The sequence below is a fragment of the Sphingobium sp. CCH11-B1 genome, from assembly GCF_001556865.1.
In the GTDB taxonomy this organism is placed as follows: Bacteria; Pseudomonadota; Alphaproteobacteria; order Sphingomonadales; family Sphingomonadaceae; genus Sphingobium.
Genome location: NZ_LSJY01000143.1, coordinates 1 through 24911 on the forward strand (window position 1 = coordinate 1; position 24911 = coordinate 24911).

19 protein-coding genes are annotated in these 24911 nt (G+C 63.1%); 13 read left to right on the forward strand and 6 right to left on the reverse strand.

What is annotated here, in order from left to right:
* The coding region (locus AX724_RS15535; protein ID WP_231736700.1) for a LysR substrate-binding domain-containing protein at positions 1-739 on the forward strand (739 nt) is incomplete at its 5' end.
* A gap of 4 nt (positions 740-743) precedes the next feature.
* Here AX724_RS15535 and AX724_RS15540 read toward each other — a convergent pair.
* The 5 genes from AX724_RS15540 to AX724_RS15560 form a co-directional block, all read right to left on the reverse strand.
* A complete protein-coding gene (locus AX724_RS15540; protein WP_066768024.1) occupies positions 744-2231 on the reverse strand; it encodes an aldehyde dehydrogenase family protein in 1488 nt (495 codons plus the stop codon).
* A gap of 10 nt (positions 2232-2241) precedes the next feature.
* Positions 2242-3870 carry a GMC family oxidoreductase gene (locus AX724_RS15545; protein WP_066768026.1) on the reverse strand — a complete coding sequence of 543 codons (1629 nt, stop codon included), beginning with the start codon at positions 3868-3870 and terminating at the stop codon, positions 2242-2244.
* Positions 3867-5237: an MFS transporter gene (locus AX724_RS15550; protein WP_231736701.1), complete on the reverse strand. Its 1371-nt coding sequence runs from the start codon at positions 5235-5237 to the stop codon at positions 3867-3869. The genes AX724_RS15545 and AX724_RS15550 overlap by 4 nt, the downstream gene beginning before the upstream one ends.
* Positions 5238-5317: 80 nt before the next feature.
* Complete coding sequence (locus tag AX724_RS15555) at positions 5318-6250, reverse strand: PDR/VanB family oxidoreductase (protein ID WP_066768029.1); 933 nt, start codon at positions 6248-6250, stop codon at positions 5318-5320.
* A gap of 147 nt (positions 6251-6397) precedes the next feature.
* Positions 6398-7687, reverse strand: coding sequence for a Rieske 2Fe-2S domain-containing protein (locus AX724_RS15560; RefSeq protein WP_231736702.1), 1290 nt, complete (start codon positions 7685-7687; stop codon positions 6398-6400).
* Between the two features lie 244 nt (positions 7688-7931).
* Here AX724_RS15560 and AX724_RS15565 point away from each other — a divergent pair, with 244 nt between their 5' ends.
* From AX724_RS15565 to AX724_RS15580, 4 genes are all read left to right on the forward strand, one after another.
* Positions 7932-10184, forward strand: coding sequence for a TonB-dependent receptor (locus AX724_RS15565; RefSeq protein WP_066768031.1), 2253 nt, complete (start codon positions 7932-7934; stop codon positions 10182-10184).
* A 59-nt stretch (positions 10185-10243) separates the two neighbouring features.
* Positions 10244-11023 (forward strand): SDR family NAD(P)-dependent oxidoreductase, encoded by a 780-nt coding sequence (locus tag AX724_RS15570; protein WP_066768048.1) that lies wholly within the window; start codon positions 10244-10246, stop codon positions 11021-11023.
* Between the two features lie 145 nt (positions 11024-11168).
* On the forward strand, positions 11169-12212 hold the full coding sequence (locus AX724_RS15575) for an aromatic ring-hydroxylating dioxygenase subunit alpha (protein WP_066768049.1): 1044 nt from the start codon (positions 11169-11171) through the stop codon (positions 12210-12212).
* 71 nt (positions 12213-12283) lie between these two features.
* Positions 12284-13027 carry a MerR family transcriptional regulator gene (locus AX724_RS15580; RefSeq protein WP_066768033.1) on the forward strand — a complete coding sequence of 248 codons (744 nt, stop codon included), beginning with the start codon at positions 12284-12286 and terminating at the stop codon, positions 13025-13027.
* Here the strand turns inward: AX724_RS15580 and AX724_RS15585 are convergent.
* The gene (locus AX724_RS15585) at positions 13002-14105 is read right to left on the reverse strand and encodes an NAD(P)-dependent alcohol dehydrogenase (protein WP_066768035.1); all 1104 of its coding nucleotides are present in this window, start codon (positions 14103-14105) and stop codon (positions 13002-13004) included. The two genes, AX724_RS15580 and AX724_RS15585, sit on opposite strands and share 26 nt — an antisense overlap.
* A gap of 221 nt (positions 14106-14326) precedes the next feature.
* Here AX724_RS15585 and AX724_RS15590 point away from each other — a divergent pair, with 221 nt between their 5' ends.
* From AX724_RS15590 to AX724_RS15625, 8 genes are all read left to right on the forward strand, one after another.
* Complete coding sequence (locus AX724_RS15590; protein ID WP_066768037.1) at positions 14327-15628, forward strand: cytochrome P450; 1302 nt, start codon at positions 14327-14329, stop codon at positions 15626-15628.
* A gap of 90 nt (positions 15629-15718) precedes the next feature.
* Positions 15719-18082: a TonB-dependent receptor gene (locus tag AX724_RS15595; protein WP_066768038.1), complete on the forward strand. Its 2364-nt coding sequence runs from the start codon at positions 15719-15721 to the stop codon at positions 18080-18082.
* A gap of 71 nt (positions 18083-18153) precedes the next feature.
* Positions 18154-19662 (forward strand): aldehyde dehydrogenase family protein, encoded by a 1509-nt coding sequence (locus AX724_RS15600; protein WP_231736703.1) that lies wholly within the window; start codon positions 18154-18156, stop codon positions 19660-19662.
* A gap of 451 nt (positions 19663-20113) precedes the next feature.
* Complete coding sequence (locus tag AX724_RS15605) at positions 20114-20692, forward strand: RNA polymerase sigma factor (RefSeq protein WP_066768039.1); 579 nt, start codon at positions 20114-20116, stop codon at positions 20690-20692.
* Entirely contained in the window at positions 20685-21698 is a 1014-nt protein-coding gene (locus AX724_RS15610; RefSeq protein ID WP_066768041.1) for a FecR family protein, read from the forward strand. Before AX724_RS15605 ends, AX724_RS15610 begins: the two co-directional genes overlap by 8 nt.
* 74 nt (positions 21699-21772) lie before the next feature.
* Positions 21773-23548 (forward strand): TonB-dependent receptor, encoded by a 1776-nt coding sequence (locus AX724_RS15615; RefSeq protein WP_331711450.1) that lies wholly within the window; start codon positions 21773-21775, stop codon positions 23546-23548.
* A gap of 137 nt (positions 23549-23685) precedes the next feature.
* Positions 23686-24642 (forward strand): TrbI/VirB10 family protein, encoded by a 957-nt coding sequence (locus tag AX724_RS15620; RefSeq protein ID WP_331711451.1) that lies wholly within the window; start codon positions 23686-23688, stop codon positions 24640-24642.
* A 9-nt stretch (positions 24643-24651) separates the two neighbouring features.
* The gene (locus tag AX724_RS15625; protein WP_066768043.1) at positions 24652-24876 is read left to right on the forward strand and encodes a DUF2274 domain-containing protein; all 225 of its coding nucleotides are present in this window, start codon (positions 24652-24654) and stop codon (positions 24874-24876) included.
* Positions 24877-24911 lie beyond the last annotated feature (35 nt).

Here is a 24911-nt window from a genome sequence, read left to right on the forward strand (position 1 = left end):
GGGCACAAGGCTGGCGGTGGCGGAGATCGTCGCGGCGCTGGCGGACATCGGGCGCGATAGCGGGAGCGGGAGCGAGCTGATCGCGTTCGGGGCGCTGCCATTGGCGCGGCCTTATCTGGTGCCCGCCGCGATGGCGCGGATGGCGCGGAGCGATCCGCGCGCGGCGTTCAAGGTGCTGGAGGGAAGCTGGCGCGAACTGGTGGAGCCGCTGCGCGACGGGGTGATCGACATGGTGGTCGGCGCGCTGCGGCCGTTCGAGATTGCCGATCTGTACCAATTGCCCTTGTCGGAGGATCGGCTGGTGATCGCAGCGGGGAGCCAGCATCCGCTGGCCAAGGTGGACAAGCCGACGATGGAGCAGCTGGCGAGCTATCCGTGGATCGTCGCGCCCGCCAATTCGCCATTGCGTGAACAGTGGGAAAAGCTGTTCGGGGCGGGCAAGGTGCCAGCGACGCCGGTCGAGTGCGGGTCGGTAATGATCATCGGGCGGTTGTTGACGGAGGGGGATTTCCTGACCCTGCTGTCGCCCGATCAGGTGGCGTTGCAGATCCGTAGCGGGCTGCTGACGCAGGTCGGGCCGCCGCTGGAAGGCAGCAAGCGCGTGGTGGGGATCACGACGCGGCGCAGCTGGCGCCCGACCGCGACCCAGCGCCGCTTCCTCGACATGCTGGGCGAGGCGGCCAAGGGCGAGCGGGTGGCGGGCGCGCCACCCGATTTGCGGGAATCGGGCTGGGTTTGAGGGGCTAATCCAGGTTGATCCAGACCGCCTTCGTTTCCAGATAATCCTCGATATGATGCGGGCCGGACTCGCGGCCGAAGCCGCTCATGCGGTAACCGCCAAAGGGGACGGCGGGATCGAGCATCTGGTAGCAATTGACCCAGACGGACCCCGCGCGGATGCCGCGCGCCATGCGGTGCGCGGTGCCAAGGTCGCGGGTCCATACACCGCTGCCCAGGCCAAACTCGGTGGCGTTGGCGCGGGCCAGAACCTCCTCGATCGTGTCAAAGGTAAAGGCGGAGAGGACCGGGCCGAAAATCTCCTCCCGCGCGATCGTCATGTCGTCGGCGACATGGGTGAAGATGGTGGGTTCGATGAAATAACCCGCATCATAGCCCGCGCCGCTCATGCGCGCGCCGCCGGTCAGCGGGTGGGCGCCTTGCGTGTTGGCGCCGTCGATGAAGGCGAGGATCTTGTCCATTTGGGCCAGGGAAACGACCGGCCCCATCTGGGTGGTCGGGTCCAGCGGGTCACCGACCTTGATCGTTTTTGTGAAGGCGGCGAGGCGCTCCATAAATTCGTCGTGGATTGTGCCTTGTACGAACAGGCGCGTGCCCGCGCTGCAAATCTGCCCGGCATTGGCGAACACGGCCATGGCAGCGGCGGGGACGGCCTTGTCGAGATCGGCGTCGGCAAAGACGATGTTGGGCGACTTGCCGCCCAGTTCCACGGTTACGCGCTTCATCGTTCCGGCGGCGGCGTGCAGGATTTTTTCGCCGACGCCGGTGGAGCCGGTGAAGGCGATCTTGTCGACGTCCGGGTGGCTGGAGAGCGCCGCGCCTGCATCGCCAAGGCCCGTGACGATGTTGATGACGCCGTCCGGCACGCCCGCTTCCAGGCACAGTTCGCCAAAGCGCAGCGCGGACAGGGGCGTCTGTTCGGCGGGCTTCATGACGAGGGTGCAGCCGGTGGCGAGTACCGGCCCGGCCTTCCACACCGACATGCCGATCGGGCCGTTCCACGGGTTGATCGCCGCGACCACGCCGATGGGTTCCTTGAGCGTGTGGGAGAGGACGTCGCCCATGGCGCTGTTGTCGATCGTGTCGCCCGCGATCAAAGTCGCCTGCCCGGCATAATAGCGCAGCAATGCGCCTGCGCGCGCCTTGCCCATGATCGTGCGGCTATAGGGCGCGCCCAGGTCCAGCGTGTCGAGCATCGCCAGTTCCTCGAAATGCTGCTCCACCAGATCGGCAAGGCGCAGCATGATGCGCTGGCGCTCCACCGGCTTCATCCGCCGCCATGGCCCCTCGAACGCGGTGCGGGCCGATTTGACTGCGCGATCGACATCCTCCGCGCCGCCCTGCGCGACGGTGGCCAACAGATCGCCAGTGGCGGGGTTGCGGGTCTCGAACCGCTGCCCCGACAAAGCAGGGACGCGCTGGCCGCCGATCAACATGTCCTGATGCGGCGTGTCGAGCAGAGCGGGGCGGGGGGGGATGATGAGCTGGGTCATAGGGTTTCTTTCAGGCGGCGATGTTGGATGTGACGGCGTCTTGCAGGATGAACTGCGCTGCGCGCTGGGCGATCATCATGGTGGGGGCGGAGGTGTTGCCGCTGATGATGTCCGGCATGACGGAAGCGTCGACGACGCGCAGGCCTGACACGCCGCGCACGCGCAGGCGATTGTCCACGACGGCCATCGGGTCGCTGTCCGATCCCATCTTGCAGGTGCCGGTGGGGTGATAGGCAGTGTTGACGATCTTGCGCAGGGCGGCGTCGATCTCGGCGTCGCTTTGATGCTGCGCGCCCGGCTCGATTTCCGCGCCAGTCATGGCGGCGAGTGCGGGCTGGGCGAAGATATGGCGGCAGGCGCGAAACCCGGCGATCAGCGTCTGCATGTCATAGGGATCGGCAAAGAAATTGGGATCGATGACCGGCTTGTCTTCCGGTCGGTTGCTGGCCAGACGGACGGAGCCGCTGCTTTTGGGACGCAGCAACTGAATGAGCCCCATATAGCCGTGGCGGCGGGGGACCGAACGGGCGTCGAGCTTCAGCCCGGCGAGGAAGGTGATCTGGATGTCGGGGCGACCCGTTCCGTCGGTGCAAAGGAAGCCGCCCGCCTCCGCGACATTGGAGGCCAGCATGCCTTCGCGCTTCAGCAGATATTTGAACGGGCTGGCCAGGATGCGGGGCAGAACCTTGGCCGATACGGCATAGGATTCCGCCGACGGGTTTTCCATCGCGACATGGACGGTGGGATGGTCCTGCAAATGCGCGCCGACGCCGGGCAAATGGTGGATAAGGTCGATGCCCATCTCGTGTAGATGATCCTGCGGCCCGATGCCCGACAGCATCAACAGGTGCGGCGAATTGGTCGCGCCCGCGCACAGGATGATCTCCCGCCGCGCCGCGATGGTGCTGCGCGCGCCGCCCGTCTCGATCTCCAGACCTACCGCGCGACCCCGGTCGAACAGGATGCGGCGGACCATGGTGTTCGCCATGACAGTCAGGTTGGCGCGATCCAGTGCGGGGTGGAGGAAGGCGCGGGCACTCGACAGGCGGGTGCCGTTGCGTTGGTTGAGGTCGTAGCGGCCAAAGCCGTCCTGCCGATCGCTGGCGAAATCATCATTGCGGCGATGCCCTGCCTGTTCCGCCGCATCTACGATAGCGGCGCTCACCGGATTCCAGCTTTTGGGCTTCTGCACGTCCAGTTCGCCGCCCTTGCCGTGCCAGGGCGTATCGGGACCGGCATAATTTTCGACTGCTTTGAAAGCGGGCAGGACATCGTCATAGGCCCAGCCATCATTGCCCGCATCGGCCCAGGCGTCATAGTCCGCCCGTTGCCCGCGAATATAGACGCCGCCATTGATGGCGCTGCATCCCCCGAACAGCTTGCCGCGCGGAAAGTTGATCGTGCGGTTGTTGACGGCGGCGTTGCCGGTCAGCGCCTGTTTCCAGTTATATTTTTCGTGCGGCAGCAGGAAGATATTGCCGACCGGCATCGCGGTCTTGATGTTGACCGGCCATTTTTTGTCGGATGGCCCTGCTTCGATCAGAGCGACGCGGTTGGCCGGGTCGGCCGACAGGCGATTGGCCATCAGGCTGCCCGCCGAGCCGGAGCCGATCACGATATAGTCGAAGCTATCGCTCATAGAATTGCGTCCCTGCGGCCGAGCGCGGGCACATGGCCCCGCACGGCGATGAAGCCCAAGGCGTTGACCAGCATCAAGGCCGCGAGCGCGCCGAAAAAGCCGAGATTGCCCCAGTCGATCAGGATTGCGCCCGCTACCGCGCTGACGATCGCGCCGATGCGGCCCGCTGCGCCCATAAGGCCGAGGCCGCGGGCGCGCAGGCCGGTCGGGAAAGCGTGCGCGCCGACCGCGAACATGGCCGATTGCGCGGCGCTGGCGAAGAGGCCGAGCGCGCCGAGGCAGGCTAGGACAGCGCCTTCGTTGCGCGCGCCGCTGATGGGGAGGAGGGCGAGGGTGGCGCAGACCGCCGCCCCGACGATCGCCATCAGGATCAGCACTGGGCGCGATCCGAAGCGGATGATGGCCAGCGACGCGATCATCGCGCCGATGGAGCCGCCGATGTTGAAGCTGGTAAGGCCAAGACTAGCGGCTTGCAGGCCAAAGCCTGCGCTGGTCAGCATGGTCGGTGCCCAGTTGAACATGAGGTAGATCATGAACATGCCGGAGAACATCGCGACCGACAGCGCCAGCGTGTCGCGCAACAAGGCCGTGCCGAACAGGTTGCGCATCGGTTCGTAGCGGGGCGCTTCCCCGGCGGCGCGTGGCACATGCGCAACGGAGGTAGGGTCGGGATGGCCGATGCGGCGCAATATGCGGTCGAGTTCAGCGGCGCGATCGGGCCGTTCCGCCAGATAGCGGGGGGATTCGGGCAGGACGAACCAGAGCCACGCGACGAAAATCATCGTCACGCTGCCGCCGATATAGAAGAGCCAGCGCCAGCCAAGGCCCGGCAGGATCAGCGCGGCCGCGACCCCGCCCAATATCCCGCCGATCGACACGCACACCACGCCGAAGGTCACGGCGACGCTGCGCCAGCGGACGGGGGTGAATTCGGCGATCATGGCGCTGGCGGTGCCGGGGACGCCGCCAAGGCCCACGCCCGCCAGCGTCTTGAGGGCAGCGACTTGCCACAATGTCGTGGAAAAGCCGGTGATGAGGGTCGCAACGCCGAAGATGGCGACGCCGATGATCAGCGCGCCGCGCCGTCCGAAGCGATCGCCGACCCAGCCCGACGTCAGCGTGCCGATGGCCATGCCGACAAAGCCTAGCGCGAACACGGACCCCAATGCCGTGCGGTCGATGCCCCATTCCTGGAGTAGCGAGGGCGCGGCTAGGCCAAGCATCTGATTGTCGAGGCCGTCGAGAATGACGGTCGCGGCGATCATCAGCACGGACCAGATCTGGTAGGACGACATGGGTATGTCGTCCAGCATGCCCCGTGATCCCGCCGGACTGCTGCTGCTGCCTTCTATCGTGGCGACCGCCAAGATCGTCTCCTTGAGCCTGGGCCGTTTGCGGCCGCTTCATTCATTTGCCGGTGTGACATTGGAAAACCGGAATATCGCAATCAGATGTCGAGGACGAGGTTCGCGCTTTTCGACCCCGAACAGCAGACCATGATCGACCTGTTGGCGGCTTTGTCGTCGTCCGACAGGAAATGGTCGCGATGGTCGGGAATGCCGTCCAGCACCTTGACCTCGCAGGTGCCGCAAATTCCTTCGGAACAAGCGAAGCCGACATTGACACCGGCGCTCAGCAGCGCGTCGAGCATCGTTTCGCCTTCTTCCACCGCGATGGTCTTGCCGGTCCTGGCCAGTTCCAATGTGTAGCCGCCCTCGGTCGCCATTTCGGTTTCGGCCGAGAAATATTCGATATGGGCATGGCCCTTGGGCCGGTCGCAATTGATCGCCACGAAAGAATCGAGCATCCCACCGGGGCCGCAGCAATAGAGATGCGCGTCGGCGGGCGCAGCGGCGCAGATGGCTTTCAGGTCCAGGCGGCGGCCGCCCGGAATGCCGTCATAGGCGATTTCCACCTGGTCATAATCGGACAGGCGATCGACATAGGCGGCGCGCTCAGGCGAGGCGGCGACATAATGGAGTTCCCAGCTACGCCCAAGTTTTTCCAGCCGCGCGATCATGGGCAGCATCGGCGTGATGCCGATCCCGCCACCGATCATCACGGTGTGGCTGGCATCCTCCACCATCGGGAAATTGTTTTTCGGTTCCGAGATGTCGAGGATCTGGCCGACCTGCCATTTTTCATGGATGTGGCGCGATCCACCGCGACCGTCGATCGCATGATGGACGGCGATCTCATAATAGCCGCGAATGGCGGGGTCATTGACCAGCGAATAGCTGCGCGCCAGACCGGGGGAAAGCTGGACGTCGATATGCGCACCGGGATCGAAGGGTGGCATCAGCCCGCCATCGACGGGTTCGAGGATGTAGCTGTTGATCCCTTCGGCCTCCCAGCGGATATTCTTCAGTCGTACGCGCATCACCCTCTCCGTCCGGTGCGATGCGTCTCTTGGCAGGGCCGGGGCGCCATGGATCGGCGAACCGGACAAACCGCAATGCGTGTCGTCACCTCTATCATCCTTGTTCGAGGCACCGGGGCATGGATCTCCCCGGCCCTTATATATGTGTCACTCAGCCGCTTCGACCTTGTCGGGCCAGCGTACCGCCTTGGCCAGTGCCGATTCATAGGCGTTGGCGAGCGTGTCGCTGGGGTCGTGCAGGAAGGAGCCGGCGCGCGCGCGGTAGAAGATGCTGGGGTCTTCGATCCCCGGGGGCAGCGTGCCCTTGTTGGCGAGCGCGCGGGCGGCGAGCAGCACACGGCGGCGCACGCGGGCGATCATCTGGTCGGTGGGGGCCAGATTTTCAAAGCTGTGGTCAGTAATCGGTCCCATGCTTTCGGTCACGGCCTGATCTTGCATCGTGATGTTGGGGATGCCGGTGAACTGGGTGCCGTTGCGCTGGGATTCACGGTCGATCGCCCAGTCATTCTTCTCGCTATCGGGCGAACGCCAGCGGCCAAACCAGTCGGTGGTCGTCGGCGCATATTCCAGCGGCGCGAACAAGGGCGTGCCGTCCTTGAGCGTCGACGTATAGGCCGGGTTGCCCGCATCCACGCCGCAGGTGATGTCGAACAGCATCGAATGTTCGTCGTCCATCGGCACCCAGGCGCGGGCAATGGCGCGGGTGGCGAAGCGGTTGTTGGGCGTCTGCGTCCAGAAGGGGAACATGTAGTGGGCGACGCGCCAACTCATCTGGCCATCATCGTTCGGACGATAGCCGCCATACATGACGCCCCAGTCGGCCTGCGCCACTTCATAGTCGGGCGCGCGGTTGAGGACGGTCGGGCGCATCGGATGATCCTCATCCAGATCGTCCGCCTCGATCGAACCGACATGCAGGAAGCCGACATGGCTGGTGTCGATGTCACCCTCCAGCGCCTGGAGCCAGTTGCAGTCGCGCTGCAAGCACCAGATTTCGGCGTCCGGGTGCATCGTCGCTTCGATTTCCGGCAAGGGCGGCGGAGCGGACTGGTTTTCGCCCATATAGACCCAGATCAGGCCGTTGGCTTCGTGCGTCTTATAGGCCTTGGCATGGACCTTGTCCTTGAAGTCCATGCGGGCGGGGACGGACGGCATATCGACGCACTTGCCGTCGACGTCGAACTTCCAGCCATGATAAACGCAGCGTATGCCGTTTTCCTCGTTGCGGCCGATGAACAGCGACGCACAGCGATGCGGGCAGCGATGGTCCATGATGCCGACCCGGCCACTGCTGTCGCGGAAGGCGATCAGCTTTTCGCACAGGATCATCAGGCGCAATGGATCGCCGTCAGCAGTAACTTCGGACGACAGGCAGGCGGGCAGCCAATATTGGCGCATCATCGTGCCCATGACCGTGCCCGGTCCTACCCTGGTCATGTCGGCGCTATCTGTGGACTGCATGAGTTTTTCAGCCTCTTCCTTGCTTTTCGTTATCGGCGCGGCGTGAATCGAAGCCAGCACCATTCCCTGATCCCTGACTAGAGCCACTCCACGCCCCGCCCCAATCGGAATGTGGTCGGACCATTCAATAATCGGGACGATGCTATTGCGCCTCTTTTGTTTTTGCTGCTTCACGGTTGGCAGACGGCATCAAGCCGTGTTGTCAAGGGAGAGTCCGGGAATGCCTTTCAGCTTCAAAACATCCTGCGCCATGGGCGCGATCATCGCCGCCATGACGAGCGTTTCGGCCTTTGCGCAGGCCGATCAGCCAGTGCCGCAGGACGCCGCGCCCCAGCAGGCGATCTTCCCCGAAGACATCGTCGTCACCGCCGAGCGGCGCGAATCGACGGTGCGCGAAGTGCCTTTTTCCATTGCGGCGTTCGGCGGCGAATTGCTGCGCGAGGCGCAGGTCTACAGCCCCGCCGCGCTGACGCAGCAGATGCCGGGCATCACCATCAACACCGCCGACAAGTCGCTGTCGATCGTCGCGATCCGTGGCAATGTGTCGACATTCCGCACCGCCACGCTGGACACGCCGGTCGCCTTTTTCATGGACGACGTCTATTATGTGTTCAACAACGACCTGAACGCCAATTTCTATGACACCAACCGCGTCGAAGTGCTGCGCGGCCCGCAGGGTACATTGTTCGGGCGCAACGTGGTGGGCGGCGCGATTGCGGTGGTCACCAACAATCCTGAATTCAACGATGATTATTTCGCCCAGATCAGTGGCGGCAATGGCGGCTTCGTGCGGACCGAAGGGATGCTGAACGGCGCGCTGGTCGAGGACAAGATCGCCGGCCGCTTCGCGTTCAGCACCGAACATAGCGATGGCTTGATCGACACGCCCAACCAGTCGGGGCGTTATGGCAAATATGATAGCTATTCGGCGCGCGGCAAGCTGCTGTTCCAGCCGACCGATACGCTGCAGATCCTCCTGTCGGGCGACTATAGCTATACCAAAGGCAATGGCGGCGCGATTCAGCTCGGCATTGGCGGCAATCAGGTCATCCCCGATACGTTCGGTGCCTATACCGATGACGAATGGACCAATAACGACTTCGTGTCGTCACCCTATCGCCAGCGGCTGCGCGGCGGCTATCTGCGCGGCGACCTCGACCTGCTTGGCGGCACGCTGACGTCGATCACCGGCTATCGCATGAACGACAGCCGCGCGATCAACGACGACGTGCCGGTGGGGACGGTCGTGCCGGTGTTCGACCGCCGCCAGGTGGTCAAGAACCGCAGCTTCACGCAGGAAGTGCGTTTCGCATCGGCGCCGGGCCGTTTCTCCTATGTAGTGGGTGCCTATTTCCTGTCGGCGGATGTTTCGACGACCAACATCTTCTTCTACAGCCCGCTGCCCGGATCGGCCGTGCCCGGCAGCATCCGCCGCAATCCCGACGTCACCAACATTACGCGCGTCCAGGACGGTAATGTCCGCAGCCTGGCCGTGTTCGGCGAGGCGACGTTTGAAATCACCGACAATCTGGCCGTGGTCGCGGGTGGTCGCTATACGTCGGATCGCAAGAAGGTCGATTATCGTGCCTTTTCGACGACGGATGCAGGGGCCATTCCCGGTTTCGGCTTTCCCGGCGAAGTGCGCGCATCGGGCGGCCGCACCTGGGACGCCTTCACGCCGCGCTTCACGATCAAGTTCGAGCCGACCGAACAGATCAACATGTATGCGACCTATGCCAAGGGATTCAAATCGGGCGGCTTCGTCGACAATGCCTATCGCGACCCGACCATTCCGCTGGAGCCGGAAAATGCCGAAAATTATGAAATCGGCGCAAAGTCCCGCCTGTTCGACAACAAATTGGACCTGAACGTCGCGCTGTTCCACCAGACGACCAAGAATCTCCAGAATTTCTCTGGCGCGGGCGGTATTGCTCATACCTATAATGGCACGCTCAAGATGAAGGGCATGGAGGTCGAATCCGTCATTCGACCGGTCGAGGATCTACGCCTGACCGCCAATTATACGCATCTGGTCGGCACCTATACCGATCTGCGCGATCCGCTGGTGAACCTCGATTATTCGGGCAATCCCGCCAAGTTCGCACCGCGCGACAGCTTCACCGTCGGCGCGGCCTATACCGGGCGGCTGGGCAATGGCGCGACGCTGACGCCGCAGGCGGATTTCAACTTCTCCACCCGTATTTCGACAGACGACGCCAATACGCTGCGGCTTTATGACAATCTGCATCGCGACACGCGGGGCCGGACAGTCAATGCCCGTCTGAATTATGAAGCAGCCGATGGCCGTTTCCAGATCGGCCTGTGGGGCAAGAACCTGACCAACAATTATCAGATCGTGAATGCGGACGACATCACCGCCTTCCTGGCCGTGCCGGGCAATGGCACGACTTATTGGAAGATCTTTACCAACACGCCGCGGACCTATGGCCTGACGCTGTCGATCCGCCGCTGACGAACGGCATGGGCGGGAAGGGCGCGGCCTTCCCCGCTATCCTATTGCAGGACGATATCATGAGTGATCACTTCACGCTGCCTGCCAATGGCAGTTTTTCCTTTGCAGGCCGCACCGCGCTGGTGACAGGTGGCGGCCGTGGTGTGGGCGAGGCGGTGGCGCGCGAAATCCATGCCGGGGGCGGGCGTGTGGCCGTCAGCGATGTGGACATCGCTGTGGCGCAGGCGGTGGCGGCCTCGCTCGATCCGTCGGGCGATACGGCGATCGCCTTGACGCTGGACGTGCGGGAGAAGGCGCATTTCATCGCTGCGCGGGATCAGATGGCGGGCCTGTGGGGCAAGGTCGACATCGTGGTCAACAATGCAGGCTTCGCTAAGCGCACGCCGACGCAGGATATCAGCCCGGAAGAGTTTGACGCGATCGTCCAGATCAACATGCGCAGCGTGTTCCTGAGCTGCCAGATATTCTCCGACCATATGCGCGAGAATGGTTATGGGCGGATCGTCAATATCACCTCGCTCGCCGGGCAGAATGGCGGGACGGTGGCCTCCCCCCATTATGCCGCGTCCAAGGCCGGGGCGATCATGCTGACCAAATATTTCGCGCGCTATCTAGCCGGGACCGGAGTGACCGTGAACGCCATCGCGCCGGGGCCGATCGACACGGCCAAGGCGCGACTGTCGGCCGAACAGATCGCGCAGGTCGAGGGCGAGGTGCCGGTCGGGCGCTTCATGGAAGTGGGCGAGATCGCGGCGGCGACGGCGCTGCTGGCTTCGGATCGCGGTGGGTTCTTCGTGGGCGCCACGCTGGACATGAATGGCGGGCTGTATTTACGCTGATCCCGCTTTACCGTCTTTGTTTCCCGCTTTTCTTATGGCGTTATGGGATTGCGATTGGCGGTTCTGCGCGGGCCATCCATAATCACAGCCAACAATAGGGTAGCGCCGGAGCCGTGAACGGCCCGGCCGGATGATGGAGAGCAGCATGTTCATTTACAACGCATGGTATGTGGCCGCTTTCGCCGCCGATATCGAACCGGGCAAGACGCTGGGGCGCAAATATCTGAACAAGGCGGTCGTGCTGTTCCGCACCGAAAGCGGCGAGATCGCCGCGCTGGAGGACCGGTGCAGCCATCGGGCGATGCCGCTCTCTTCGGGCCATGTCGATGGCGACGTCATCCGCTGCTGCTATCATGGCGTGGAATTTGACGGCAAAGGCACCTGCACCCGCATCCCCAACCAGGCGCGCATCCCTGCCGCCGCCAATGTCCGTCATTATCCGGTGGTGGAAAAGGATCATCTCATCTGGATATGGATGGGCGAACCGGCGCTGGCCGATCCGTCGATCATTGTCGACAGCCCGGAACATAATGATCCGGCCTGGACATGGCGGCCCTATAATTTCCCGGTGAAGGCCAATTGGCAGCTGATCATCGACAATATCATGGACCTGACCCATGTGCCCTATATCCATGCGCGCACGATCGGCGGGAACCCGGAACAGCATTATAATGCCGATACCAAGGTCGAGTTCGACGGTCGCAAGGTGACGTTGCTGCGCAAGATGCCCAATTCGATCCCGCCCAAATCCTATATCGACGCTGGCGGCTTCAAGGGCCGGGTCGATCGCTGGCAGGAAGTGCGGTTCGAGCCGGGCATCGGCATGACCTGCCGCGTCAACGCGGGGGGCTGTGACGCTGGCACCGGCGCCTATGAAGGCAGGCGCGACAATGGCTTCATGCTGGCCAACAACCATTTCATCACGCCGGAAACGGAAACGACCAGCCATTATCTCTGGACCATCTGCACCACCGCGCCCAAGGAAAGCGGCGTGCCGGACGTGCTGTTCGACCAGTTTTTCGATACCATCACCGAGGATGAGGAAACGCTTGAAGCGCAGCAGCGGCGGATCGACGACGAACCGGAACGGGCATTTGTGGGCATCGCCAGCGACGGCGCGGTCAACCAGGCACGCCGGTTGCTCAGCGCGATGCAGGAAGCGGAGGATGGCGGCAAGGTCGCTGCCTGAACCGCCGGGCCTTGCGTATATAAGTAACATAGCGGCTTGCCCTGTCCGGTGCGCCATGCTGTAGCGCCATCATGAAGATGCGCGAACTGGAGGATCGGACGGGGGTTCATCGGGAGACGATCCGCGTCTATCTGCGCGAAGGATTGATCCCGGAGCCAGAGAGGCCGCGCAAGACGGTCGCCGATTATGGCGAGGAGCATGTCCAGGCGATCCTGTCCGTGCGTCGGCTCCAGCGTGAGAACCGGCTGACGCTGGCACAGATCAAGGCGATCATCGGCGGTGAAGGTACCGAAGGCCGGGTCGAGGCCAGCGCGTTCGACCAGCTGGAGCAACTGGTCGCGCATCGCGTCGGCGTCGACGGGCCGCCGGTGATGATCGCGTCGCTGCTGGAACGCTATCCGTATGCGGCGGAGGATGCCCGCACGCTCGCGAAGATCGGCATATTGGATATCATCGAAACGGATCAGGGCGAGGCGCTGAGCATCACCTGCGCGCAGCTGGTGCGTATCTGGGGCGACATGCGCAAGGCCGGGTTCGATCAGCGGCTGGATTACACGCCCGACATACTGGGCTTTTACACAGAGGCGGCGGATTTCGTCGGACGCTGGGAAGCGTCGACCTTCATGGAACGGGTCGATGGGCATATCGATGTGGCGGAAGCGGCCACCATGGTCGAACATGCGCTTCCGCTCATGCTGGATTTCTTCGGCCTGATGCGTCAGCGCGCTTTCTTCCGCCATGTCGAGGCGATCCGTGCCGGCAAGGAAACGGATCGCCCGGCGGGCAAGGTCACGCCATCGTCAGCACAGCCTTGACGCAGCGGCCATCATGCTGGTCCTCGATCGCCTGGTTGATGTCGTCCAGCCTGTAGGTCGTTATCAGTTTCTCGAACGGGAACAGCCCTTTGGCATTTAGCGCGATCAGTTCGGGCAGGAACGTCTGCGGGTCGGCATTGCCTTCGGTCACGCCGCAGATCGAGATGCCGAGCGACAGAAGGGTCAGGATGTTGAGGCTGATCGCCGCATCCAGCGCCTTGGGCACCCCGACGATGGCAAGACGCCCCAGAGGGGCAAGAGAGGCCACGCCTGATTCGATCGCTGGGACCGCGCCCGACGTGTCCAGCACGCAATCGACGCCTTGGGGCAACAGCTTGCGCAACTGTTCGGCGGTGTCGCCTGCCTTCACGTCAATGACATGAGTCGCGCCCAGGTTGAGCGCCATGGTGCGGCGTGTTGCCAAAGGATCTGCGACGATGATCTGCCCAGCGCCCGAAGCCTTCGCCGCCATGACGGCGCTCAGACCGACGGGGCCGCCGCCAGTGATCAGGATGGTCTCGCCAGTCTGAAGTTTGAGCGCCTTCATCACCGCGCCTGCCCCGGTCATGATACCGCAGCCCAGCGGGCCGAGCAGTTCGAGCGGTGCCTCGGCCGGTACCTTCACCAGATTATGGGCGGCCGCGATGGCGTGGCTGGCGAAGGAGGATTGGCCGAAGAAGTGACTGCTGACCGGCGCTACGCCGTCATGCAGGCAGGTCGAGCCGTCCGCCCGGCAGCCGCCGAAGTTAAGTGCGGAAAAATCGCGGCAATAGGCTGGGTGCCCCGCAACACATTGGGGGCATTGGCGGCAGGCGGCAAAGCCCATCACGACGCGATCACCCGGCACGAGTGTGGTGACATCCGCGCCGACTGCCTCGACGATGCCTGCACCTTCATGGCCCAGCACAGCGGGCAGGGGCGTCGGCAGCAACTGATCGCGCACGACGATATCGGTATGGCACAGGCCCGTCGCGACGATCCGCAACAGCACTTCGTCGGCGCGCATATCGGACAGGGTGAGCTGCTCTAGCGTAAAGTCACCACCCGCTATCCGGGCGACAGCTGCCTTCACTTCCATGGGTCTTCTCCTATTCAATCTTTGGGTTCGTCATTCAGTTTCGGGAACGGGAACGGATGATTTGCGCCGTAAAGCCGCGTATTTTCTGGGATTTCCGTCCCTGAAAGGCTGAATGGTCCGACCTCTTTTTACGATTGACGAATCCGCTTGTCCATAGTTACGTAATGACAATACGTAATACGCAAGTGTCCTTAGGGCAGCGTGTAGGAGAGGGTAGTTTCATGGCGACTTCGCTGGATGCCGACGTGCGTCCCATCATCCCCGACGACATTGCGCGGATCGTGATCGCGCCTAAAAGCTATACGGACGACGCGACGATCTATGGCGCTTTTCGCTGGCTGCGCGAACATATGCCGCTGGGTATCGCACAGGTGCCTGGCTATGACCCGGTCTGGGTCGTCACCAAACATGCCGACATCAAGGAAGTGGAACGCAACGGCAAGCTGTTCCACAATGCCGATCACAACCCGATCCTGGTCGATCAGGCATCGGACGCCTTCACGCGGGACATTAACGGCGGGTCGATCCGCATCTTGTCGTCGCTGACCTATATGGACCCGCCCGAACACGCGTCCTACCGCACGCTGACGTCCAACTGGTTTCTGCCCGGCAAGATCAGCAAGCTGGAGGATCAGATCCGAGTGCTGGCGCGCCAGTCGGTGGACAATCTGCTGAGTTTTGACGGTGAATGCGATTTCGTCCGCGATTTCGCGCTGCACTATCCGTTGCGCGTCATCATGACGCTGTTCGGCGTGCCACCCGAAGACGAACCGCGGATGCTCAAGCTGACGCAGGAATTTTTCGGCGTGCATGATCCCGAAGAACAGCGGCCCGAAATGGCGGCGGACCCGGTGGTCGCGGCAAAGCAATGGGCAGCCTCGATCGAGGATTTCTACACCTATTTCGACAAATTGAGTGCCGACCGCCGGGAAAGGCCGACCGATGACCTGTTGTCGCTGATCGCCAATTCGCGGATCAACGGCGCGCCGATCCCGCGTAACGAGGCGAACGGCTATTATGTCGCGATCGCCACGGCGGGCCATGACACGACGTCGTCCTCGACCGCCGGTGGGCTGCACGGGATGATGGTCTATCCCGAAAATTGGGCCAAGGTGAAGGCGGACCCGTCTCTCATCCCAGGCCTGGTGGATGAGGCGATCCGCTGGACCAGTCCGGTCAAGCATTTCATGCGCAATGCCACCGCCGACACGCAGGTGCGCGGCATTGATATCCGCGCGATGGAACGGCTGATGATCTGTTACCCGTCGGGCAATCGCGACGAGGCGGTGTTTGACGACGCTGACCGCTTCGACATTACCCGCTCGCCCAATCCGCACATCGCCTTTGGCTTTGGTCCGCATATGTGCCTGGGCCAGCATCTCGCCAAGCTGGAGATGCGCATCTTGTTCGAGGAATTGCTGCCGCATCTTAGGTCGGTCGAAATGGCGGGCGATCCCCGCATGGTCGAGACCAATTTCGTCGGCGGGTACAAGGCGCTGCCGATCCGCTTCACGAAGAACTGACGCACATCGCCGCTGGATCACCGCCAAAGCGGGACTGGCGCACAGGCCCAGGATGGGAACATCCGGGCGATAAATGGGAGGAGTCTGAACATGACCAAGAGGATTATCACGCTGGCCGCCACCGTATCGGCCGTTGTATTGCATGCGCAGGCCTGGGGCCAGACCGACGTTGCGCCACAGGCGACATCATCGGGCCTTGGCGACATCGTCGTGACGGCACAGAAGCGCGAGCAGGCGATCAACGATGTGCCGCTGTCGATCACCGCAGCATCCGGCGAGAAGCTGGCGAACCAGGGCATCACCGATGTTGCGGATCTGGTAAAGATCGTGCCGGGGTTCAACTATACCGAGAGCGCGTTCGCAACGCCGGTCTACACATTGCGCGGCATCGGCTTTTACGACACCAGCCTGGCCGCCAAGCCCACGGTCAGCATCTATCAGGATCAGGTGCCGATCCCCTTTTCCATCATGACGCGCGGCGCAACGCTCGATCTGGAACGGGTGGAGGTGCTGAAAGGGCCGCAGGGCACGCTGTTCGGATCGAATGCGACGGGCGGTGCGATCAACTATATCGCGGCCAAACCGACATCGACCTTCAAAGCCGGACTGGATGCGGGGCTGGATAGTTTCGGACAGGTATCGGGTGGCGGTTTCATCAGCGGGCCGATCAGCGATACGCTGTCCGCACGCGTGGCGGTGCGGACCGAGCAGGGCGGGGCTTGGCAACGCAGCTACACGCGCGATGAAAAGCTCGGCGATCGCAACTTCACCACCGGCCGCATCCTCATCGACTTCGAGCCGTCCGACAGCGCACGCTTTTCGCTCAACCTCAACGGTTTCATCGACAAGAGCGACGGGCAGGCAGCGCAACTGATCGGCGTGGTGCCGCTGGGCAATCCCGCGCGGCTGGGGCCTCTGGCCACCTATCCCATCGCGCCGCGTAACAATCGTGATGCCGACTGGACGCCGGAACAGAAGCCCCAGCGTGACGACTGGTTCTATCAGGCCTCGTTTCGGGGCGATATCGATCTGGCCGACGATGTCAGCCTGACCTCGATCAGCAGCTGGTCGGAATATCATAACGACCAGGATATCGACCCGGACGGCGTCGCCTTGCGTGACTATTTCTACAACACCACCGGAAAGATCACGGCACTATCGCAGGAAGTGCGGCTGCAAGGGCGGACGGGCGGCCTGACCTATATTCTGGGTGCCAATTATGCGCGCGAAAAAACCTATCAGCAGGATGATGCCGGTCCCTATGACCAATCGACATCGGCCTATAATTTCGTCGACGCCGGCCTTGGCATCCCCTTTTTCGTCTACAGCCAATATGCGCGCCAGAAGTTCGTGAACAAGGCGGTGTTCGCCAATCTGGACTATGACATCGGTGACAGCATCACCCTGCATGGCGGGGTGCGTTATACCAAGACCAATATCGATTTTGCCGGTTGCACGGCCGATCGCGGCAATGCGTTGGGGCTGGGGATCGAAAATCTGGTCAACTTCATTCGCGGCGGCGCAGGGCTGGCGCCCATCGATATTCCCACCAATGGCTGCGTCACGATCGACGGATCGACGCTGACCGTGGGCGAGGTGCGCAAGTCGCTGGACGAGGATAATATATCCTGGCGGGCGGGTGTCGATTACAAGCCGAGCAGGGACGTGCTGCTCTACGCTTCCGTCAGCAAAGGCTACAAGTCGGGTAGCTTTCCGCTACTGTCGGCCAGCGATGCCAACCAGTTCAATCCCGTCACGCAGGAATCCGTGACCGCTTATGAACTCGGCGCGAAACTGACCTTGCTGGAGAATACCGCCCAGATCAACGGCGCCCTTTTCTATTACGACTATAGTGACAAGCAGTTGAAGGGCCGCGTGATCGCCAATCCCAATGTTTTCGGCCCGCTCGAAGCATTGGTCAATGTCCCGAAAAGCCGGGTAAAGGGCGCGGAAATTCAACTCGACCTCGCGCCGACCGACGGCCTGCGCGTCAGCATCGGCGCGACCTATCTCGACACGCGGATCAAGGGCAGTTTCGTCAATTATGACAGCTACGGCAGCGAGCTTGACTTTGGCGGATCGGCCTTTCCCTACACGCCTAAATTTCAGATCGTGACCGATGCCCAATATGACTGGGCGCTCAGTGACGATGTCGAGGCTTTCGTCGGTGCCAATCTGAATTTCCAGAGCGATACCAAGGCTGTGCTGGGCAACGCCCGCGCCACGCCATCGGCGGACCTGAGCGCGCAAGGTGGCCTGACGATCGAGGATTATACGCTGATCGACCTGCGCGCTGGCCTGTCCTTTGCCGACAAGCGCTACAAGATCAGCGCCTTCGTGCGGAACCTGGGCAATACCTACTACTGGTCCAACGCCACGCGGATCACGGACACGACGGTCCGTTTTGCCGGACGACCACGCACGTTCGGCGCGACCCTGTCGGCGCGCTTCTGACCCGCTCCCCCTGAGCCGCGCCATGAAAGGCGGGCGCGGCTCTTTCTTTTCGATCCCCGGAGACATGTTCCATGACTGCACCCGTTTCGATCGCCGCTGGATTGCATGGTGATGCCGGTTTCGAGGTCCGCCTTCCACAGCAAAAAATGTTGATCGGCGGGGCATGGGAAGCGGCCGGGGACGGTCGCGTCATCGATGTGGAAGACCCGGCGACCGGACGAGTTTTCGCCAGTGTTCCGGCGGGCAGCGCAGCCGATGTCGATCGCGCCGTCAAAGCAGCGCGGGCCGCGTTCGAATCCGCGACCTGGAGCCGGATGCGCCCGCTGGATCGCGGCAAGATCATCGAGGCGATCGCGCGCAAGATCGAGGATCATGCCCAGGAACTGGCGCTGCTCGAAAGCTATGACAATGGCAAGGCGGTGCATCATGCGCTGGCGGTGGATGTGCCCGCCGCCGTCGATATCTTTCGCTACATGGCTGGCTGGGCATCCAAGATTTATGGGCAGGTGAACCCCATTTCCGGCGATGGCCGCCAATATCACAGCTATTCGGTGCGCGAACCGATCGGTGTTGTCGGCCAAATCGTGCCGTGGAATTATCCGCTGGCGATGGCGGCTTGGAAGATCGCGTCGGCACTGGCGGCGGGCTGTACCATCGTGCTGAAGCCGTCCGAAGTCACGCCGCTGACGGCGCTGCGCCTGGCCGAGCTGGCGCTGGAGGCGGGGCTGCCCGAAGGTGTGCTGAACATCGTCACCGGCTATGGGCATGAGGCGGGGCAGGCGCTGGTCGAGCATCCCGGCATCGACAAGATCGCCTTCACGGGATCGACCCGCGTCGGCAAGCGGATCGTCCAGACCTGCGCGAAAGACCTCAAGCGGGTCACGCTGGAACTCGGCGGCAAGTCGCCCTCGCTCATCTTCGCCGATGCCGATCTCGACAAGGCGGCGATCGGGGCTGCGCTCGCAATCTTCTTCAATTCGGGCCAGGTTTGCTTGGCCGCCTCGCGCCTCTATGTCGAACGGTCGGTGTTCGACAAGGTGATCGACGGTATCGCGCAAGTCGCTAAGAGCTTCAAACTTGGCCATGGGCGCGATCCTGACACGATGCTCGGACCGCTGGTATCGAAGGTGCAGCAGGGGCGCGTGCTGGACTTTATCGCGCAAGGCAAGGCGACCGGCGCGGACCTTGTCACAGGTGGCGGGACCGGGGACCGGGACGGCTATTTCGTCGAGCCGACGATCTTCGCCAATCCCGATGCTGATGCCAGCATCGTGCGGGAGGAGATTTTTGGCCCGGTACTGGTTGCGACCCCCTTTGACGATATCGATGACGTGGTCAGGCAAGCCAATGACACCCGCTACGGCCTGGCTGCCAATATCTGGACCCGCGACCTGTCCCGCGCTCATCTGACCGCAAGACGGCTTCAGGCCGGCACGGTCTGGATCAATACGCACGGGATGAACGATCCCTCCGCCCCCTTTGGCGGGGTCAAGGAATCAGGCTGGGGCCGGGAGGTTGGCGAAGAAGGTGTCCTCCATTACACGGAGACAAAGACCGTGACAGCACTTTTGGCCGATTGAAGCCGCGCCGCGAATGATGGTTGTGGCGGGACGAGGATGATCGTTTTAAGCGTGATCGTCGTAGACGACCCATGAGGGCAAAGAACGTCTGGCGCTGTATCGGAAACAGGGAAATTATTACAGGCGGGATCGTGGTCGATCTCCCGCTGTCAATACACGCGCGCTTTGCAAATCCTCCCATCGGTATTGCTTCTCCGAATCAAGATGTTAGTCTTGTTCCGCGTCGCGAAGGCGGCGCCGAGGCTTGAGAACCTCGCTTGGGGAAAATGGACCCGCCATCGACGCGGCCGGGTGGCCGACGCGCATGTCCAAGCCGCTTGCGGCCAAAGGCGTCGGCGCATGTCTCAAGCATGTTCTCTACACCCGGCTCTTGCCGGCACCGCCTCGCCCTTTGCACGGAGGCCATGCCGATGGAGAATGCAGCGCATAGTGGCGCAGGTTGTGGGCCGAGATGTCGACCGCGCTAGGCGCCGCGCGCTTGCCATTGGACGAACGAGACCCGCTGCCGCCTGATCATGATCGGGTCGAAAGCCCGCGAGACCTGCTGGGCGCGCTGTATCGGGCCGAGCGTCCGGCCCTGCTGCGATTTCTGGCGCGCCGGACTGCCGATGACCGGGCCGAGGACATCGTCCAGCAGGTCTTTGCGCGCATGGCTGGGAAGACCGACGATCAATCCGCCGCGATCGCGTCGCCTGGCGCCTATCTCCGCCAGGCCGCCCGCAACCTTGTCCGAGACGATGCGCGGGCCGCCGAGCGGACCAGCCTGCACCTTCACATGCCGATCGAGGAGGCGCCTGTGGCCGATGCCGATCCGATCGCGGCGCTCGAAGCGCGCGATCGGCTGGCGCGGATCGAGGCGGCGGTGCTACGGCTCAAGCCGCTGACCCGGCAGATTTTTCTCGCATGCCGTCTCGACGGCTATAGTTATGCTGAAATTGCCGAGCAGACCGGACTGAGCATAAGGGGCGTCGAGAAGCAGATGAGTCGCGCGATCAAGCAACTGGGCAGGCATTTGCGCGATCATGACTGACGCTGAGCGGTTCTCGATCCCGCGCAGCGTGCACGATGCGGCTGGCGCGTGGCTGGCTCGTCGACAAGCGGGTGCCGATCCAGATGGCGAACGGGCCTTCTTGGCCTGGCTGGACGCCGACCCCCGGCATCGAACGGCCTATGACGAGGCGGCGTGCGCCTGGCGCGATAGCAGGCTGCTGGCCGATAGCAAGGTGGGGCGCAGCCGCAAGCTTGTGCGCGCCCCGTTTCTGATGCGCCGCAGCACGCATGTGGGGGCCATGAGCTTGGGTGTTGCCGCGATCCTGGGCGTGGGGACGCTCGCCATGGTCCGGCACGCAGGCCCCTTCGATCTTGTCTCCTCGGCTGACGCGGCCACCTACCGGACTGCGGTCGGTGAAATCCGCACCGTTCGGCTGGCGGACGGCTCGACCCTGACGCTCGATACGTCGACCTTGGTTAGGGTCCGGTTCACGCATGATCGCCGTCGCCTCGAACTGGCGCAGGGACGCGCGCGTTTTGGCGTCGCACAAGACCGTCGGCCATTCTCGGTCGCCGTTTCGGGCGGCGAGATCGTGGCGCGCCAGACAGTGTTCGACGTCAGCGTGGTCGGGGCGGAGCCGATCGTGTCGGCGATCGAGGGCGACGTCGCGTTGCAGAGGGTGGGCAGGGACGGCGATGTTTCGACGCAATCGCTGGTGGCTGGCGACGCGAGCAGCATGGGCGCGGACGCCACGCCACGCGCGCGCTCCCTGGCGGACGCCCGCTGGGTGTCGGGCATGGTGGCGCTCGACAAGACGCCGCTCGGCAGTGCGGTGGTTGCCATCAACCGCTATAATCACAGGCATGTGCAACTGGGCGATCCGGGTCTCGCCCGTCTCTCCGTGACCGGCGCCTTCCGCGCGCGGAGTCCTGAGCAGTTCGCACAGGCCATCGCGACCATGTTCGGCCTTGCCGTCGATGCCTCGCATCCCGATCGTCTCATTCTGCAGCCCTCGCGCAAAAAATCACCTGCCGCCCGAAAATAACTGTCGGGTGGATTTGCCTGCGGTCGTCTCTCGCACAACCCGCCCTTTAGCGGCCTGGGGGGAGACAGACGATCATGACGATATTTGGGGACAGACGGTTTTTTTCAGCGATCGCTACGGTCGCCGTGATGACGGGCACGGCGATGGCGAGTGCGCCGGCCGAACAGATGGCAATCGACCTGCCAGCGCAACCGCTGGGCAGTGCGCTGAAGGCGCTGGCGCTGCAGTCTCGCAGCACCATTCTCGCCGACGCGGATGTGATTGGGGATAGTCCCGCGCCAGCGGTCCAGGGCCATTTCACGGTCGAGGACACCTTGCGCCGGCTGCTCCAGGGGGCAGGGCTGACCTTCGACCGGGTGGATGGCGGCTATGTCGTTCGCGCCGACGGCGGGCGTGACAACAGGCGAGCGGCAAGCGATGGTCCGGGGATCATCGTCACGGGCAGTCGGATTCGCGGGGCGCCGGGCGCTTCGCCCGTGACAATCCTGAGCGAAAAGACGATCCGGGACAGCGGCCTGGCGGACCTGGGCGAGGTGGCGCGCAGCCTGCCGCAGAGCTTTGGCGGCGGACAAAATCCGGGCGTGGGCTTCAATGTCCCCTCGAGCACGGGCGGCAATGTGGGTGGCGGATCGACCGTCAATCTGCGGGGCCTGGGCAGCGATGCGACGCTTACCATCTTGAATGGTCGACGCCTGCCCTATGATTCGGCGCGGCAGGGCGTCGATATTTCCGCGATCCCGCTGGCAGCGGTCGATCGCATCGAGATCGTCGCCGACGGCGCCTCCGCCATTTATGGATCCGACGCGGTCGGTGGTGTCGTCAACGTCATGCTCAAGCGCGATCATGATGGCGTCGAAACTCGGGCGCGCATTGCTGGCGCTACCGACGGCGGCGATGTCGAGCAGCGCTACTCCATTCTCGCAGGTAGCCGGTGGCAGGGCGGCGGCGGGTTCGTTTCCTATGAATATAATCGCAACACGGCGCTCCTGACAAATCAACGCGAATATGCGCGGGTACGGCCCAACGTGACGATCCTGCCGGCCAGCCGACGGCATGCGATCGTCGCCAGCGTCCACCAGGATATTACGGACATTTTGTCGATCGAGGCGGATGCGCTCTATAATGACCGTGAGGGGGCGTTCACCTATCCGCTCAACGCGGCCGGGGACCTGACCGTCAGCCGCACGCGGCAGACCTTCGACTCCAATATGCTCGCCCTCGCAAGCGCCGCCCGACTGGCGCTTGGCCCCTGGCAGCTCAGCCTGTCGGGGACGTTCGGCAAGGGACGCACCTATTTCCAGGGCGACACCTTCCGGAACGACCAGTTCGCGAGCACCGCCTCTGGCCGCTACACGAACCAGACCGTCACCGGCGAAGTCGCCGCCGATGGTCCTTTGTTCGCGCTGCCGGGTGGACCGGCGAAACTCGCGGTCGGGGCGGGCATCCGCGCCAATGATTTCGAGATTTTCAGGGGCGTGGGCAATATCAACAATGCCCGGCCGTCGCAGGACAGTCGCTATGCCTTCGGTGAACTCAATCTGCCGCTCGTCGGTCCGGACATGGGCCTGCCGCTGGTGCACCGGCTGAACGTGAGCGCGGCGCTGCGCTATGAGCGCTACCGTCAGATTGGCGATATCGTCACGCCCAAGCTGGGCGTTATCCTTGCGCCCAACGATATCCTCGATCTCAAGGCCAGCTGGGGCAAGTCGTTCCGCGCGCCGAGCTTCATCCAGCTCTATTCGATCCAGCAGGCGCTGCTCTATCCGGTGACCACTTTTGGCGGGACCGGCTATCCGGTGCGCTTCGCGGCCAGCCGGCGCGGGCGATCCGCTTTAAGCGGGGAGCCATAGTGGCGATTGCGGCGCTTGGTTCGGTCAGCCTGATCGCGACAGCTTGGGTCGCGCTGCGGCCGTCCGCATTGCATCTCGCTGGACAAGCCGACGACCAGACGGTCGTGGCGAAAGCGCCGACCGATACGCTGAGCCGCTTGCCGGGCAGCTATGGCGACGTGCCCAAACTCGGACCGCCCCTACCCGGTGATCTCGGCCGTCCCATCCTCAATCATCAGCGTGCGATGGGCATAGAGCCGGCGATCGGCGAGGCCGGTCGCGCAGACCAGACCGCGGCGACCGAGCGCGATCGACGGGCTGCGGAGTTGAGGGCGGCGCGCGAATCTGGATTATTGGTGCAATCTGGCATTCGCAACGATCCGACCCGCGTCGCTGATGCGACACCATCTTCTCCGTCGGCAGCCGCTACGGAGCAGGCGCGGCTATCGATCGATCCCGATCGTGATCCCAATGCCCAGCAGCGGAAAGCCGACTTCGTCGCGGCGCGCGACACCGGCGGTGATGTCAATGAGCATCGGATGAGTCCAGCGGCGTCGCCGAATATGCTGTCCGCTGGCAGCGTTATCGCAGCGAGCCTGATTACAGGACTGAGGTCCGACCTCCCGGGGCTCGTCACTGCCCAGGTGACCGAGCGGGTCTACGACAGCGCGACGGGCAGCATTCTTCTCATTCCGCAGGGCGCTCGGCTGATCGGCAGCTATGACAGCGTGGTCGCGTTTGGGCAGAAGCGCGCGCTGGTGGTGTGGCAGCGGATCATCCTGCCTGACGGCAGTTCGATCCGGCTCGGCAACGTGCCCGCGACAGACCCATCGGGCTATGCCGGGCTCGCCGACAAAATTGATTTTCATACTTGGAAACTGCTCAAGGGCGTCGCAATCTCGACATTGCTCGGCGTCGGGGCGAACGTGACTTTCTCTGGCGAAAGCGATCTTGTCCAAGCGATCCGTCAATCTACGCAGCAGAATGTGTCTCGCGCTGGCGACCAGATCACGTCCCGCAATCTTCAGATCCAACCGACCATCACCATCCGGCCCGGTGCCCCGGTCCGGCTCATAGTGCATCGCGATCTCATTTTGGCACCTTGGACAGAATAGGAGCATGATATGACGGATATTAGACTTAGTCGTCTGCCCGACAGAACGCCTGTCAAACTAGCTATCAGCATCGCGCCAGACCTTCATCTGGCGTTGGCGGATTATGCCACCATCTATCAGCAGGCCTATGGCGATAATCAGGCGATCGCCGATTTGGTCCCGCATATGCTTGCTGCCTTCCTCGCGAGTGACCGGGGCTTTGCCAAGGCGCGGGTGAGGATCAGCGTGCAATAGGCACCCCCTTCGTGGGGTGATCGGCGTGCAAAAAG

Coding starts and splice junctions, on each gene's coding strand:
- AX724_RS15585 (WP_066768035.1), bottom strand. CDS start 14,105: ATGGAAGTGAAGGCAGCTGTCGCCCGGATAGCGGGTGGTGACTTTACG.
- AX724_RS15545 (WP_066768026.1), bottom strand. CDS start 3,870: ATGAGCGATAGCTTCGACTATATCGTGATCGGCTCCGGCTCGGCGGGC.
- AX724_RS15575 (WP_066768049.1), top strand. CDS start 11,169: ATGTTCATTTACAACGCATGGTATGTGGCCGCTTTCGCCGCCGATATC.
- AX724_RS15600 (WP_231736703.1), top strand. CDS start 18,154: ATGACTGCACCCGTTTCGATCGCCGCTGGATTGCATGGTGATGCCGGT.
- AX724_RS15570 (WP_066768048.1), top strand. CDS start 10,244: ATGAGTGATCACTTCACGCTGCCTGCCAATGGCAGTTTTTCCTTTGCA.
- AX724_RS15615 (WP_331711450.1), top strand. CDS start 21,773: ATGACGATATTTGGGGACAGACGGTTTTTTTCAGCGATCGCTACGGTC.
- AX724_RS15580 (WP_066768033.1), top strand. CDS start 12,284: ATGAAGATGCGCGAACTGGAGGATCGGACGGGGGTTCATCGGGAGACG.
- AX724_RS15610 (WP_066768041.1), top strand. CDS start 20,685: ATGACTGACGCTGAGCGGTTCTCGATCCCGCGCAGCGTGCACGATGCG.
- AX724_RS15540 (WP_066768024.1), bottom strand. CDS start 2,231: ATGACCCAGCTCATCATCCCCCCCCGCCCCGCTCTGCTCGACACGCCG.
- AX724_RS15565 (WP_066768031.1), top strand. CDS start 7,932: ATGCCTTTCAGCTTCAAAACATCCTGCGCCATGGGCGCGATCATCGCC.
- AX724_RS15590 (WP_066768037.1), top strand. CDS start 14,327: ATGGCGACTTCGCTGGATGCCGACGTGCGTCCCATCATCCCCGACGAC.
- AX724_RS15555 (WP_066768029.1), bottom strand. CDS start 6,250: ATGCGCGTACGACTGAAGAATATCCGCTGGGAGGCCGAAGGGATCAAC.
- AX724_RS15560 (WP_231736702.1), bottom strand. CDS start 7,687: ATGACCAGGGTAGGACCGGGCACGGTCATGGGCACGATGATGCGCCAA.
- AX724_RS15605 (WP_066768039.1), top strand. CDS start 20,114: ATGTCGACCGCGCTAGGCGCCGCGCGCTTGCCATTGGACGAACGAGAC.
- AX724_RS15595 (WP_066768038.1), top strand. CDS start 15,719: ATGACCAAGAGGATTATCACGCTGGCCGCCACCGTATCGGCCGTTGTA.
- AX724_RS15625 (WP_066768043.1), top strand. CDS start 24,652: ATGACGGATATTAGACTTAGTCGTCTGCCCGACAGAACGCCTGTCAAA.